The sequence below is a fragment of the Streptomyces sp. NPDC018610 genome, from assembly GCF_044391765.1.
Taxonomy (GTDB): Bacteria; Actinomycetota; Actinomycetes; order Streptomycetales; family Streptomycetaceae; genus Streptomyces.
Map to the genome: position 1 here is coordinate 445,200 of NZ_JBISAL010000006.1, position 13,703 is coordinate 458,902.

A 13,703-nucleotide genomic window follows, 5' to 3' on the forward strand; every position below is an offset into this window, starting at 1 on the left:
TAGACCACCGGCCGCGGACGCACGGCGAAGGCCCCCGCCCCGTTCCCGGGGCGGGGGCCTTCGCCGTCGGTCGCGGTTACCAGGTGTAGATCTTCTCCGCCACGTCCATGCACTGCCCGGTGTCCGCGCTGTTGAGGGCGTCGGAGTTCTCCGGGATGTCGCCCGCCTTCGGGGCCTTCTCCTTCGGATAGGCGGCGCCGGTGCGCCAGTCCGAGCCGACCACGAGGGTGACCCCGGAGACGTCGGTCGACTTCTCCACCGAGGTCGTCGGGATGCCCAGCGCCTTGGCGACGCGCTCGGCGTCGCCCTTCAGGTCGGCGCTCGGGTAGCGCACGACCGTGTCGTCGGCGGTCGGCGTCACCGAGGCGTCCGCCGACGCCTTGGCGAAGCCTTTCTGCACGAGCTCCTCGCTGATCGCGCTCGCCCGGTGGGAGACCGGGGCGAGGGTGGCGGTGCGGGTGCCGTTCTGCACCATGACGCCGATCTGGCCGTCCGGGTGGGCGGGGGTCGTGGAGGTCTTGTCCGCGTCCTTCTTCGCGCCGGCCGCCTCCGCGTCGGACTCCTTGCCGTTGGAGTCGAAGGGCACGTCGTCGCGGAGCATCTTCCACATCTTCTCGGCGTCGGCGCCGTCCGGTACGACGTGGTCCTTGTTCTGCGGGTCCTGGACGTTGGGCATCGTCGTCATGGTGATCCGGTCGGTGGGGACCGTCTTGAGCTGCATGGCCAGGTCGTACAGCTTCTTGACGGTGCCGATCTCCTCGGAGACCTTCAGCGACTTCGTGGCCGCTTCGGCCAGGTCCATCAGACGGCCGGTGTCGGTGAAGACGTTCTGGCCCTTCAGCGTGCGGATCATCGAGTTCAGGTACATGTGCTGGGCCCGGGCCCGCATCAGGTCACTGCCCCAGGCGTGCCGGGTGCGCAGCCACTGCAGGGCCTGCACGCCCTTGACCTTCCGCGTGCCGGCCTGCAGCTTCAGGCCCGACCCTCCGCGCTGGGCGGGCGTCGAGTGGTCCCACACGTTCTGCTTCACGCAGACGTCGACGCCGCCGATGGCGTCCGCCATGCTCACCACGCCGGCGAAGTCGATCGTCATCCAGTGGTCGATGTAGACCCCGGTGAGGTTCTGCCAGGTGGCGAGGGTGCAGCCGGCGCCGCCGCGCGCCAGCGACTCGTTGATGATGGTGTCGACCGGCTGGTACACCTTGTGGGTGTCCGGGTCCGTGCACTGGGGGATGTGGACGCGCGTGTCGCGCGGGATGCTCACCACGGCGGCGCTCTTGCGGTCCGCCGACAGGTGGATGAGCATCTGCACGTCGCCCAGCGGCGGGTTGCCCCGGTTCTCCCTGCTGCCGCCCAGCGCGACGTTCGCGTCCGAGTTGCGGCTGTCGGAGCCGATCAGCAGGATGTTCACGGGCGTCTGGCCGGCCGCGTTGGGCTCCGCCTTGTGCGCCTTGGAGTCGCCGCTGTCGCGCTCGCCCTTCTGTATGTTGCCGTTGAGGTGCTCGTAGTAGAGGTATCCGGCGCCGGCCGTGCCGAGTATGACCACGGCCAGCACCGTCGCCGACCAGCGCAGCACCCGCCGCTTGGGACGTCTTCCACCGGTGCCGCGAGCCCCCCGCCCGCCGCCCCTGCCGCCGCCGTGCCGTCCGTCGCCCTCCGGCGCGCCGCCACCTCGCGCCGCGAGGGGCATCGTGTCGTCGATCGCAGGCCCCTCCCCGCGCAGACCACTCTGGGTCAACTCCCCATCCTCCCCACCCTGATGCATGCCATCGAACAGGCCTGTCCTACGTCGTGTTAGACGTACGACAGGCCCGTCAGGTCACACGGTTCCGCTCAACTCGCGCACTGAACCTTGTCCGCCGTGGACTGCCCCTCCACCGTGGGCGCCTTCGCCGGAGCGGTGAGCGACACTCCCGCGCCCTTGAAGTCCTCGCCCAGCGTCAGCGTCATCGCCGGCAGTCCCTGGGCGTTGACCACGCTCTTGCCCGGCTTCAGCGCGGACCCGGACAGCCCCATCAGCGAGGCGAGTTCACGGGCCTGGTCGGCCTGGTCGGGGGCGTACTCGAGCTGGGTCTTGGCGAGCTTCTCGGGCGCGTTGCTGCCGTTCTCCGACTTGGACACGCCCTTGGTGTTCTGCAGCCAGGTGAGGGTCTCCTGCGCGGAGCCGGAGGGCGCGCCGCCGTTGAGGATCCGCACCCGCACGTCGGAGGCCGGGGACTTGGCGCCCTTGAGCCGGGCCGCCTCCGCGTCCTTGGCCGCCTTCTGCTTCTTCTTCACCTCGGTGAAGGAGACGTCGTCGCGGATGGCGTCGAAGACCTGGGGTGCGGTGCTCTGGTTGACGATGACCGTCTTGTGCACCGTGCCGTCCGCCGGATTGTCGAGCACCGGCACGGTCAGGAAGGTGATGTTCTTCGGCGGCACCTTCTTCAGCTCCAGTGCCATGTCCTTGAGCGTGCTGACCTTGTCGATGCCCTGGTCGACGGTGAGCGCCTTGGTGGCGGCGTCGGCCAGGCTGTAGAGCTTCGACGGGTTGCTGAGGGTGTCGCCGGAGGCCATCTTGCGCATCAGCGAGCTGAGGAACTGCTGCTGCACCTTGATCCGGTCCAGGTCGCCGTGGTTGCCGAAGCTGTGCCGGGTGCGCACGAAGGCCAGCGCCTGCTCGCCCGCGATCTTGGACTCGCCGGCGGGCAGGTTCAGGTGCGAGTCCGGGTCGTTGACCGCGTGCTTGAGGCACACCTCCACGCCGTCGACCGCGCTCGTCAGCGTCTTGACCGCGTTGAAGTCGGCCATCATGAAGTGGTCGGGCGCGATCCCGGTCACTTCCTTCACCGTGCGCATGGTGCAACCGGCGTCCCGGCCGTCCTGGCCGAGGCTGGTGTTGAAACGGGTGTTGTCCGTTCCCGGGATGACCTTCGTACTGTTGTCGGGCTGCTTGGTCGGGCAGTCCGGGACGTTCACGATCAGGTCGCGGGGGATGCTCAGCGCGGTCGCGTTGGTGCGGTCCTTGGAGACGTGCAGCAGGATGTTCGTGTCCGCGTGGCCGACGCTGCCCTTGTCGCCGTAGCCCTCGTTGCCCTTGCCGGTGCGCTTGTCGGTGCCGATGATCAGCAGGTTGAACGCCTCGTCCTTGCTGAAGCCGTCCTTGGCCGCGGTGCCGACGTCGGTGCTGCTGATGTTGCCCTCGAGGTGCTTGAGGATCAGGTATCCGGCCGTGCCGGCGCCCACCAGGACGAACGCCATGGTGCCGCCGGTCCACATCAGGACCTTCTTGGTCTTCGACTTCTTCTTCTCCGGCCGGCGTCCCCGCCGTCCGGGCGGCGGCTCCTGAGGCGGCGCGCCACGGCGGCGCTGCCCGGGCACCGGGCGGGCGGGGGCCTCCTCGCGTGCCTGCTGCCGCTTGGGCGCCGCGCCGCGCCGCCCGGCGGTCGCACCGCCGGACGGGGCGTCCGCACCGGACGGACCGGGTGCGCCGGTCCGGCCGGGTGCGCCCGCTCTGCGCGAGCCGGGTCTGCGGGGGCCGGGGATCGGCGACTGCGGAGCGGAAGGCGTCAGTCGCAGTTCGTATTCACCGGTCTCCGGATTGAGCACCCATTGGTCTGCGGGATCGATGTCGTCCGCCCGCCCACGGCCTTGCGCGTCCACGGTTGTCCGAATCCTCCGTCGGGGCCACGCGGCGCCTTCCCCCTCAAAGGCGCTCAGGTCTGGTCACACAGTGCACGACCCCAGGAAGACCTCGCGGCCGGATGCACCGGATCGCTCACACTATCCGGCCGATTGAGCATTCAGCGACGCCGGTGACAAATTCCACGTCCCTACAAGCGGGCAATCCACTCATTTCCGTGGACAAAAGTTCGCCTTTGGCCGCGGTTTTACCCGCACGCGTCCTCGACGGCGGTGTTGCCGGTGAACGTCGGGGTGGGGGAAGGCGGGTTCCCGGAGGTCGAGGACCGCTCGCCGCCCTCCCGCGCGTTTTCGAAAAGGTACCGAACGTAGTCGCCCGACTGCACAGGAGAATCGCCTTCCGGCGCCCTGGGCGCACGGCGCGCTTCCGACGGGGATTTCGAATCCGGGGACGCCGGATCGCCGCCCTTCGCGCGGGAATCCTGTGAAACGTCCCGGACGACCTCCAGCGGCTGGTCCGCGCGCAGCCGGGCGAACAGCCTCCCGGCCGCCGGCTGCACCAGCTGGTCGCGGTTGACGTCGTGGACGTACGCCTCCCTCGGCACGGTCAGGAACCGCGTCTGGCCGGTGGGGAGGTCGCGCAGCCCGCGCACGAGCTGGTAGAGGCCGCGCAGGCTCGCCAGGGCCGGATCGGCGGTCAGGGACCGAGTGGCCGCGTTCAGGACGGGGTAGAGCTTCGCCGGGTTCAGCAGGACGTCGTCACCGCGCGCCTTGGCGAGGAGCGCGCCGAGGAACCGCTGCTGGCGCTCCATCCGGTCGGTGTCGCTGCCGTCGCCGAGCGACTTGCGGGCGCGGACGTAGCCGAGGGCCTGCTCGCCGTTCAAAGTCACCCGGCCCGCACGCAGCCGCAGTCCGGCGTCCTTGTCGTCGACGGGCTCCTTCAGACACACCGGGACGCCGTCCATCGCGTCGACCAGCTGCTTGAACCCGCTGAAGTCGACGGCGAGGTGATGGTCGACGCGGATGTCGGTCAGCTTCTCCACGGTGCGGATCGTGCAGGCCGAACCACCCGTCTCGTAGGCGCGGTTGAGCGCGGTGAGCGCGGGCGCGCTGCGGCTGCCGTCCGGGCGGTGGCAGGCGGGGACGCGCACCATCAGGTCGCGGGGCAGGGAGACGGCGGTGGCACTGCGCCGGTCGGCGGACAGGTGCAGCAGGATCACGGTGTCGGACCGCTCGGTGCCCGAGTCGTGCCCGTAGTGCTCGTTGCCGCCCGCGCGCGTGTCGGAGCCGATGAGCAGGATGTTCTGCGCGCCCTTGACCAGGGCTGTGGGCCGCTCCTTCTCGTAGCGCCGCAGCTCCGCGGCGGCCGCGTCGTCGGAGGTGATGTTGCCGCTGAGCGTGGTGTACGCCGCCAGCCCGGCGCCGGTGCCCCCGGCGACGAGGACGGCCAGCCCGAGCGCCCCGCCGCGCAGCCGGTTCCTGCGCCGCCGCCGCGCCAGCCCGGCGCCGGTGGCGGACACGCCGAGGCCGGGCCCCACGGCCGCCCCGGCGCGGTCCTGCGGCACCTGGCCCGGCCCACCTGCCCCGCGGGTCACCTCAGCACCCACCCTCCTGCCGTACGAACGCGCCGTGCTGCCCGTTCCTACGACCATGCCCCGCGGGACGGACGGGGGAGAGGTGCTGCTGAGCCGGACGGGGGAGCGGACGCCGGTCCGGGCGGGGAGGAGCGCCGGCGGGCCGGGCGGCGGCGCGGCGCGCGGCTCCGCCCGGGGGACGGGGGGCCGCACCCTTTGGCGTACGGCCCCCACCGGCCGGGTCGGCGGCGGGTGGGGGCGTCGGCCCGGTCCGGCGGGAAGGCCCAGGGGCCGCGGGGGCCGCGGGGCCGCGGGCGGCGGGACGCGGCGGCTGGGGGCTCCCTATGTCCCGCGCGTCACCGTGCCGTCGCGGTGACGCGTTCGTTCTCGATCCGCTTGGCCAGCGCGTCCTCGTCCAGCCGGTCCAGGTTCCGGCACAGCACGACCGACCCGCCGGCGGCGAGCGGGGCGAACAGACCGGCGCTCAGCCCCTCCCAGGTGTCGTACGCCAGCCCCGACAGCAGCCGGGAACCCGGCCCCGTGAGGTCCAGTTCCGGGGCGTCGCCGCGGGCCCGCTCCACCACCTCGGCAGCCGTGTACTCCGCGCCGGCCACGATCAGCGCCGGCTCCTCCGGGTCCACGGGCGCGAACGGCGCGAACCGGTCGCCCTGTCCGGGCACCTCGACGGCGTAGTCGGAGAAGCCCGCGGGCGGCTGCGGGAACCGCCCGCCCAGCGGCCGCAGCGCCAGCGCGATGCGCTCGCCGGAGCAGGCGCGCGCCGCGTCGAGGGTGTCCGGCCCGCTGACGACGACGTCCGCGGCCCCGGGGTCTCCGGCGACGTCCGCGATCGCGCCCACCGACGAGCACGCCAGCAGCCACACCGCCGTCTGCCAGTGCGCGGGCAGCAGCAGCGCGACCCGGTCGCCGGGTCCGGCGGCCAGGTCCCCCTGGAGGAGGTTCGCCGTCTTGGCCACCCAATTGGCGAAGGTGGCCACGGACAGTTCGACGCGTTCGCCCGTGGCGTCGTCGTAGAAGGTCACCAGGGGGCGCCCGGGGTCCGCGGCGAGCGCGGAACTCAGCAGGTCGGCAGGGGTGCGTTCGACGGCTCTCACCCGCGCAAGCGTACGCCGCCCCGCACTGCGCGCCCCGCGCGCGGGCCCCGCCGCCCCGCGCGGCGGCCACCGGATCGGCGGAACCGCAGCCGACGCCCCGTCAGTTCCCGGATGGACAGATATGTATGACTATGTCCAAGATCAGGAGCATGCGTCGATACGGATTCCTTGCGTCCTCGATCGGTGTCACGAGCGCGGCGGCCCTCGCCCTGTCGCCGGCTCTCCCGGCGGCCGCCACGGCGGCGAGACCGGCGGCCGGCACTCCGGCGGTCGTGACGGAGCCGGCGGTCACCGCGGCGCCGGCGGCCGTCCCCGGCAGCACCCAGTCCCTGCCCCTCGCCCCCCTCGCCCAGGACCGCCCCGGCGACCGGAGCCTCGCCGCCCCCGACCAGGGCCTGTACCGCGCGCACGTACGGCACTTCTCGCTGGTCGGCGTCATCTGGGACGACCCCGGCGCGGTACTGCACGGCAGCGTCCAGATCCGCACCCGCTCCACCGCGACCGGCGTCTGGTCCGACTGGCAGGACGTCGACACCCACAACGCCGACCACGGAGCCGACCCCGGCACCGCCGAACGCGCCACCGGGCAGGTGCGGGGCGCCACCGCGCCGCTGTGGGTGGGCGACTCCGACGGCGTCGACGTGCACGTCCGCGCGGACACCGGGGACCGCGACGCGGACGGTGACGCCGCGACGGGCGCGGAGCCGGAGGGCGGTGCGGGCGGTGACGTGGAGGCGGCGGCCGGGGGTGGTGCGGGCGGTGACGTGGAGGCGGCGGCCGGGGGTGGTGCGGGCGGTGACGCGGCGTCGGAGACCGAGGGCGACGCGGGTGGCGGCGCGGCCGAGCCGCCCGCACCGCTGCCCGACGGGCTGAGCCTCCAACTCGTCGACCCCGGCGACGACCCGCCGGCCGCGGGCGCCGAGCCCGAGCAGTCGCGCACCGGCGAGCTGACCGAGGCGGCGACCGCCGCCTCCGCAGCCAACGCCGGCCTCGCCCCGATCGGCGCCGCCGAGATCCCCGAACTCGGCCGCGAGGACACCGAGCGCGAGCTGCTCGACCTGCGCGGCGACGAACTGACGGAGGATCAACGCGCCGAACCGCACATCGGACCGCGCCCGCGCATCGTCACCCGCCACGGCTGGGGCGCGGACGAGTCGCTGCGTGCCCGGGGGTTCGCCTACACGAAGAAGGTCAAGGCGGTGTTCGTCCACCACACCGCCACCGGCAACAACTACCGCTGTTCCCAGACGCCCTCGGTCATCCGCGGCGTCTACCGCTACCACGTCAAGAGCATGGGCTGGCGCGACATCGGCTACAACTTCCTCGTCGACAAGTGCGGAACCATCTACGAGGGCCGCGCCGGCGGTGTGGCGAAGGCGGTGCTCGGCGCCCACACCATGGGCTTCAACAGCGACAGCATGGGCGTCGCCGTCATCGGCACCTACAGCAGGACCAAGCCGGCCAAGGCCGCCGTCACCGCCGTCGCCCGGCTGGCCGCGTGGAAGCTCGGCCTCTACGGGATGAATCCGCGCGGAAAGACATATCTGAAGTCCGGCGGTGGCAACCTCTACCAAAAAGGAGAGAACGTACGCCTGAACGTGATCTCCGGCCACCGGGACGGCTTCGCCACCGACTGCCCCGGACGGCAGCTCTACGGCAAGCTCGGCACGGTCCGCTCGTCCGCGGCGCGCTACCAGGGCCGCTGAGGACGGGGCCGGCGCCCGGCCGAAGCCGCGACACACCCGCGCCGAGCTGCGGGAAGACCGCGCGGTGGCCGCGCGAGGGTCTGCATGAACCGGCCGGCCCGACGACGAGAGCGGCCGGACCCGGCAGGAAGCGGAGACGACAGGTGACAGAAGCGATCCTCCTGGTCGGCGGCAAGGGCACCCGGCTGCGTCCGCTCACCGTGCACACGCCCAAGCCCCTGGTGCGGGCGGCGGGCGTGCCGTTCCTCGCCCACCAGCTGGCGCGGGCCGGGGCGGCGGGCGTCGAGCACATCGTGCTCGCCACGTCCTACCTGGCGGAGGTCTTCGAACCGTACTTCGGCGACGGCTCCTCCCTCGGGCTCCACCTGGAGTACGTGACGGAGGAGGAGCCCCTCGGCACCGGCGGCGCCCTCCGCAACGTCGCCTCCCGCCTGCACGCCGGCCCCGACGAGCCGGTCCTCGTCTTCAACGGCGACATCCTGACCGGCCTCGACATCCGCGCCCTGGTGCGCACCCATGAGGAGACCGGCGCGGACGTCTCCCTGCACCTCACGAAGGTGACGGACCCGAGAGCGTACGGCCTGGTCCCGACCGACGGGACGGGCCGCGCCCTCGCCTTCCTGGAGAAGCCGCAGACCCCCGAGGAGATCGTCACCGACCAGATCAACGCGGGGCGTACGTCTTCCGCCGCTCGGTCATCGACGCGATCCCGCGGGGCCGCCCGGTGTCCGTGGAGCGCGAGACCTTCCCAAACCTGCTGTCCGCCGGCGCCCACCTGCGAGGCATGGTGGACTCCACCTACTGGCTGGACCTCGGCACTCCGGCCGCCTTCGTGCGCGGCTCGGCGGACCTCGTCCTCGGCCGGGCCCCCTCGCCCGCCGTCCCCGGCCGCTGCGGCGACCGTCTGGTCCTGCCCACGGCCGTCGTCGCCCCCGACGCCAAGCTGACCGGCGGCACGGTGGTGGGGGAGGGCGCGTTCGTCGCCGAGGGCGCGCGGGTGAGCGGCAGTACGATCCTGCCCGGCGCCGTCATCGAGCCGGGCGCCGTCGTCACCGACTCCCTCATCGGCACCCGCGCCCGCGTCGGCACCCGCACCGTCCTCACCGGCACGGTCATCGGCGACGGCGCGGTCATCGGCCCCGACAACGAACTCCGGGACGGGGCGAGAGTCTGGTGCGACGCCCGGATCCCCCCAGCCGCCCTCCGCTTCTCACCGGACGAATGACCCCCGACACCCGTGCCGCCCCACCGAGCCGCGGGCGGTCACGCGCGGACGAGCACCCCGACCACCCAGCTGCGGGCACTCGTGCCGCCGGGCGCTGGTGGTCCCCTCTGCCCGTCGACAGTTCGGGGGAGGGAGGGCGGGCGCAGCGGCACCCCGCCGACGAGGCCGGCCCCCACCCCGCGCCGACCGAACGGCGGCGCGCTGTTCGACGAGGTGAGCCGCCGAGGCTCACCTGGCTCACCTCCCGCACCTCAGAACCGCCCGATGTCCCCCCGAGTCATCCGCGGCCCCCGCCGCTCCGGCACCCTCCCGCTCAGCAGGATCAACCGAGCGGCCCGATGCCGCTGCCCCGCATACGGCTCCAGCAGCCGCAACATCTCCGCGTCATCGGCATACCGGTCCCCCGCCAGCGCGAACCCCACGATCCCCGGCAGATGCAGATCCCCCACCGTCACCGCGTCCGCCGCCCCATGACTGCGCTGCACCGTCTCCGCCGAGGTCCACGGCCCGATCCCCGCCACCAGCTCCAACCGCTCCCGCGCCGCCGCCGGAGGCATCCCCACCGCCTCCTCCAGCCGTGCGGCGACCCGCACCGCCCGCAGCACCGTCGCCGCCCGCTTGTCCTCGACCCCGGCCCTGTGCCACTCCCACGACGGGATCAGCGCCCAGGTGCGCGGCGCCGGCATGACGTACATCGGCACCGGCACCGGCCCGGGCGCGGCCTCCCCGAACTTCCGCACGAGCGTCCGCCACGCCGCGTACGCCTCCACCGTGGTGACCTTCTGCTCCAGGATCGACGGGATCAGCGACTCCAGGACCAGCCCGGTCCGGGTCAGCCGCAGCCCCGGCCGCCGGTGCCGGGTCACCGCGAGCAGCCGGTGCCGCGGCGCGAACGCGGCCGGATCGTCGGCGGCCCCGAGCAGCTCGGGCAGCCGCTCCAGCAGCCACTCGGCCCCCGGCCCCCACGCCTCCCCACGCACCCGGCCGTCGTAGGCGCGCATCCGCAGCGTCCCCGGTCCCAGCGGCGTACGGCAGGCCCGCCAGACCGAGCCGTCGGGCAGTGCCCGGAAGGTCGGATCGCCGGGCCCGCGCCGCAGCGGCCCGAGCACCAGCCCCAGGTCCAGCGGCCCGTCCGGCGCCCAGTCCCGCACCCGCCCGGCCGGCGCCGCGGCGGTCTGCCGGGGCAGCCCGACGGCGGGCACGCCGACCTCCCCACCGCGCACGGTCGTACGCGTGGGACGCGGAGCGAAACGTCCTGCCACGGAGAGATCCCAGTGCTGAGGACGCCGAAGGCGTCGAAGATGTCGAAGGACCCGAAGGACGCGAAAGACCCGAAGGCCCCGGAGGAGCCCTACGAGCCTAAGCGCTCACCCGGTCCTCACAGGGCCACGACGAACGTCTCCGCGTCCCGGTCCGCCCGAGGTCGCGGCGCCTCGGCCGGATGCCCGACCGCCACCGCCCCCATCGGGTCCCAGTCCGCCGGCAGCCCCAGCGCCTCCCGCACCACGTCCCGGCAGAACATGGTGGAGGACACCCACGCCGACCCGAGCCGCTCCCCGGCCAGCGCGACCAGGAAGTTCTGCACCCCCGCCCCGGCGGCGACCACGAACATCTCCCGCTCCGCGCCGTCGCGCCGCGCGTCGCCGTAGGTGTGCGAGCCGTCCATGACCAGGCACGGCACCACCAGGTACGGAGCGTCCCGCAGCACGTCCCCGCGCCGCACCCGCTTGGCGATGGACTCCTCGCTCCTGCCGTCGCGCCGCAGGTCCGCGATCCACGCGTCGCGCATCGCGTCGAGCAGCCGGGTGCGGACCTCGGCCGACTCCAGCAGCACGAACCGCCACGGAGTGGTGTGGTGCGGCGCGGGCGCGGTCACCGCGGCGGCCACCGCGCGCCGCACCGCACCGGGGTCGACGGGCTCGTCGGTGAAGGCGCGCACGGTGCGCCGCTGCGTCACCGCCTCCCGCACGGCCTCGGAGGTGCCGAGCCGGAACATGTCGTCGCGCGCGTCGCGCACCAGGGCCCGCGCGCCGTCGCCGTGGCCGTCGGCCAGCACGTGCGGCAGGCCGCGCACCACGGCGACCGGCAGCCCGGCGGCCTTGCCCTTGACCAGGTCGCCCGCTGCGGCGAGCTCGTCGGCGGTGGCGACGACGGTCGCGCTGAGCGGGTTGCCGTGCGCGTCGGCGCCGCCGCGCAGGTCGTCCAGGACGCGCAGCCCGGCGGCGCCGATGGCGACGTCGGTGAGCCCCGCCCGCCAGGGGCGGCCGAAGGTGTCGGTGACGACGACGGCGACGTCGACGCCGAGGGCGTCCCGCAGGCCCTCCCGGATCGCCCGCGCGGAGGCGTCCGGGTCCTCGGGCAGCAACAGGACGGTGCCGGCGGGGGTGTTGGAGGCGTCGACCCCGGCGGCGGCCATGACCAGCCCGCGCCGGTTCTCCACGATGCGCAGCGACCCGCGCCGGGCCACCACCCGCACCGTCTCGGCGTCGATCGCGGCCTCCCGGTCGGCCGCCTCGACGACGCGCCCCTCCGCCTTGGAGACGATCTTCGAGGTGACGAGCAACACGTCCCCGTCGGCCAGCGAGGGTTCCGCGGCGGCGATCAGCTTGGCCAGGTCGTCGCCCTCGGCCACCTCGGGGATGCCGGGCACGGCCCACACCCGGAACGCGGGGGCCGTCCCGCCGTCGGCGCCGGCCGCCGTCGGGGCGCCGCTCATACGGCCCGCACCTCCTCGGCCAGGGCCAGTGCCTCGCGCGCCATCCGCGCGGCGGCGTCCACGTCGGTCATCATCAGCGGCACCGCCCGGCACCGGATGCCGGCCGCCTCGATCCGCTCCACCGAGGCGGCGTCGACCGTGTCGACGAGCCAGCCGTCGAGCAGCCCGGAGCCGTAGTGCTCGGCCACCGCGGCGGCCGTGGACTCCACGCCCACGGCCGCGAGGACCTTGTCGGCCATCCCGCGCACGGGCGCGTCGCCGACGATCGGGGACAGGCCGACCACCGGCACCCCGGCCTCGGCGATCGCCTCCCTGATGCCGGGCACGGCCAGGATGGTGCCGACGGAGACGACGGGGTTGGACGGCGGGAAGAGCACCACGTCCGCCTCGGCGATCGCCTCCAGCACACCGGGCGCGGGCTTGGCCTGCTCCGCGCCGACCGGCACGACCGCCTCGGCCGGGACCGACGCCCGCAGCCGCACCCAGTACTCCTGGAAGTGGACCGCCTTGCGCTCGCCGTCCAGGTCGACGGCCACATGGGTCTCCACGCGGTCGTCCGTCATCGGGATCAGTCTCACGCCCGGCTTCCACCGGTCGCACAGCGCGTCGGTCACCGCGCTGAGCGGGTATCCCGCGCCGAGCATCTGGGTGCGCACGATGTGCGTGGCGAAGTCCCGGTCGCCGAGGCCGAACCACTCCGGCCCGACGCCGTACGCCGCGAGCTCCTCCTTCAGGTGGAAGGTCTCCTCGGCCCGCCCCCACCCCTGCTCCTCGTTGATGCCGCCGCCGAGCGTGTACATCACCGTGTCCAGGTCCGGGCAGACCTTCAGCCCGAAGAGGTGGATGTCGTCGCCGGTGTTGCCGATGACCGTGACGTCCGCGTCCGGCGCGGCCTTCTTCAGGCCGCGCAGGAACCGGGCACCACCGATGCCGCCTGCCAGAACCACAATCCGCATGTGCCCAAGTCTGGCAGGCGGGTGCGACAACGCGGTACGCGGTCGCGCGCGGCGCCCCTCACACGTGGCCCGCGCCCTCACGCGTTGACGTGCCCCTCACGCGTCACGCCGACGTGCCCCTCACGCGGTGACGTGCTCCGCGGCGTGCGGCTCGTGCGGGACGCCGGCGCACCGTGCGGCGTCGTGCATGGGCATCTCGGTCAGACCGGGGAAGTAGACGTGCAGGCTGACCGCCGGTCCCAGGGTGTCGTTGACGACCTCGTGCGCGTAGCCCGGCGCGAAGACGCGCTGCGCCCCCGCGTCCAGCGCGCGCGTGCCGCGCCCGGTGCGCTCGGTGAGCGTGCCCTCCAGGACGGTCAGCACGCCCGACGAGCGGCCGTGGTCGTGCGGTCCCGTGCCCTGACCCGGCACCCAGGACAGCAGCCAGACCTCGTAGCCGGGACCCGTGCGCAGCCGGTGGTACCAGCGCGTCGTCGCGTCGTAGCGGACGAGGGGGCGCCACCGGTCGGCGTCGGCGGCGATCGAGCGGGCCAGTCCGGCGAACTCGGCCACGGTGGCGGGGTGCTCGCGCGGGGTCTGCAGGAGGTGGGGGACTTCGAGGATGTCGCCGGCGATCTGGAGGTCGCTGTCGCTGTTCATGGGGTGCGGTGGTTCCTCGGTGAGGGCGGGTCAGCGGGGGAACGGGTCGTCCGGCCGTGGAGGATCGGACGGCGGCTGGAGCGCGCGGATGCGCGAGGGCTCAACAGCCGCGGCAGCGACAGCTACAGCGAGCGCGGGCAGCACCGTGGGACCC

Annotated in this window: 9 protein-coding genes and 1 pseudogene; 2 read left to right on the forward strand and 8 right to left on the reverse strand. The window is 73.7% G+C overall.

Annotation, left to right across the window (positions count from 1 at the left end; all coding sequences use genetic code 11):
* Window positions 1-76: 76 nt before the first annotated feature.
* The 4 genes from ACH5A8_RS18460 to ACH5A8_RS18475 all read right to left on the reverse strand — a co-directional run bounded on the left by ACH5A8_RS18460 (window position 77) and on the right by ACH5A8_RS18475 (window position 6,307).
* Window positions 77-1,690 (reverse strand): LCP family protein, encoded by a 1,614-nt coding sequence (locus ACH5A8_RS18460; protein WP_399003205.1) that lies wholly within the window; start codon window positions 1,688-1,690, stop codon window positions 77-79.
* Window positions 1,691-1,833: 143 nt separating this feature from the next.
* Window positions 1,834-3,642 carry an LCP family protein gene (locus ACH5A8_RS18465; protein WP_399003142.1) on the reverse strand — a complete coding sequence of 603 codons (1,809 nt, stop codon included), beginning with the start codon at window positions 3,640-3,642 and terminating at the stop codon, window positions 1,834-1,836.
* Between the two features lie 227 nt (window positions 3,643-3,869).
* Window positions 3,870-5,186 (reverse strand): LCP family protein, encoded by a 1,317-nt coding sequence (locus tag ACH5A8_RS18470; protein ID WP_399003144.1) that lies wholly within the window; start codon window positions 5,184-5,186, stop codon window positions 3,870-3,872.
* 365 nt (window positions 5,187-5,551) lie between these two features.
* Entirely contained in the window at window positions 5,552-6,307 is a 756-nt protein-coding gene (locus tag ACH5A8_RS18475; protein ID WP_399003146.1) for a TIGR03089 family protein, read from the reverse strand.
* Window positions 6,308-6,438: 131 nt separating this feature from the next.
* Between ACH5A8_RS18475 and ACH5A8_RS18480 the strand changes: the two genes are divergently transcribed.
* Window positions 6,439-8,013 (forward strand): peptidoglycan recognition protein, encoded by a 1,575-nt coding sequence (locus tag ACH5A8_RS18480; RefSeq protein WP_399003207.1) that lies wholly within the window; start codon window positions 6,439-6,441, stop codon window positions 8,011-8,013.
* 143 nt (window positions 8,014-8,156) lie between these two features.
* Window positions 8,157-9,238: pseudogene (locus tag ACH5A8_RS18485) on the forward strand (sugar phosphate nucleotidyltransferase).
* Window positions 9,239-9,489: 251 nt separating this feature from the next.
* Here ACH5A8_RS18485 and ACH5A8_RS18490 read toward each other — a convergent pair.
* The 4 genes from ACH5A8_RS18490 to ACH5A8_RS18505 form a co-directional block, all read right to left on the reverse strand.
* Window positions 9,490-10,500, reverse strand: a complete 1,011-nt coding sequence (locus tag ACH5A8_RS18490) for a DNA-3-methyladenine glycosylase family protein (protein ID WP_399003148.1) — start codon at window positions 10,498-10,500, stop codon at window positions 9,490-9,492.
* A 116-nt stretch (window positions 10,501-10,616) separates the two neighbouring features.
* Entirely contained in the window at window positions 10,617-11,954 is a 1,338-nt protein-coding gene (locus ACH5A8_RS18495) for a coenzyme F420-0:L-glutamate ligase (RefSeq protein WP_399003150.1), read from the reverse strand.
* Window positions 11,951-12,910 carry a 2-phospho-L-lactate transferase gene (gene cofD / locus ACH5A8_RS18500; RefSeq protein ID WP_399003152.1) on the reverse strand — a complete coding sequence of 320 codons (960 nt, stop codon included), beginning with the start codon at window positions 12,908-12,910 and terminating at the stop codon, window positions 11,951-11,953. Before cofD ends, ACH5A8_RS18495 begins: the two co-directional genes overlap by 4 nt.
* A 120-nt stretch (window positions 12,911-13,030) precedes the next feature.
* Window positions 13,031-13,549 carry a cysteine dioxygenase gene (locus ACH5A8_RS18505; RefSeq protein WP_396318930.1) on the reverse strand — a complete coding sequence of 173 codons (519 nt, stop codon included), beginning with the start codon at window positions 13,547-13,549 and terminating at the stop codon, window positions 13,031-13,033.
* Between the last annotated feature and the right edge of the window lie 154 nt (window positions 13,550-13,703).

Bases quoted from the DNA above. Each gene is read 5' to 3' on its own strand.
- ACH5A8_RS18460 (WP_399003205.1), bottom strand. From the start codon at position 1,690: ATGCCCCTCGCGGCGCGAGGTGGCGGCGCGCCGGAGGGCGACGGACGG.
- ACH5A8_RS18495 (WP_399003150.1), bottom strand. From the start codon at position 11,954: ATGAGCGGCGCCCCGACGGCGGCCGGCGCCGACGGCGGGACGGCCCCC.
- ACH5A8_RS18505 (WP_396318930.1), bottom strand. From the start codon at position 13,549: ATGAACAGCGACAGCGACCTCCAGATCGCCGGCGACATCCTCGAAGTC.
- ACH5A8_RS18480 (WP_399003207.1), top strand. From the start codon at position 6,439: ATGTCCAAGATCAGGAGCATGCGTCGATACGGATTCCTTGCGTCCTCG.
- cofD (WP_399003152.1), bottom strand. From the start codon at position 12,910: ATGCGGATTGTGGTTCTGGCAGGCGGCATCGGTGGTGCCCGGTTCCTG.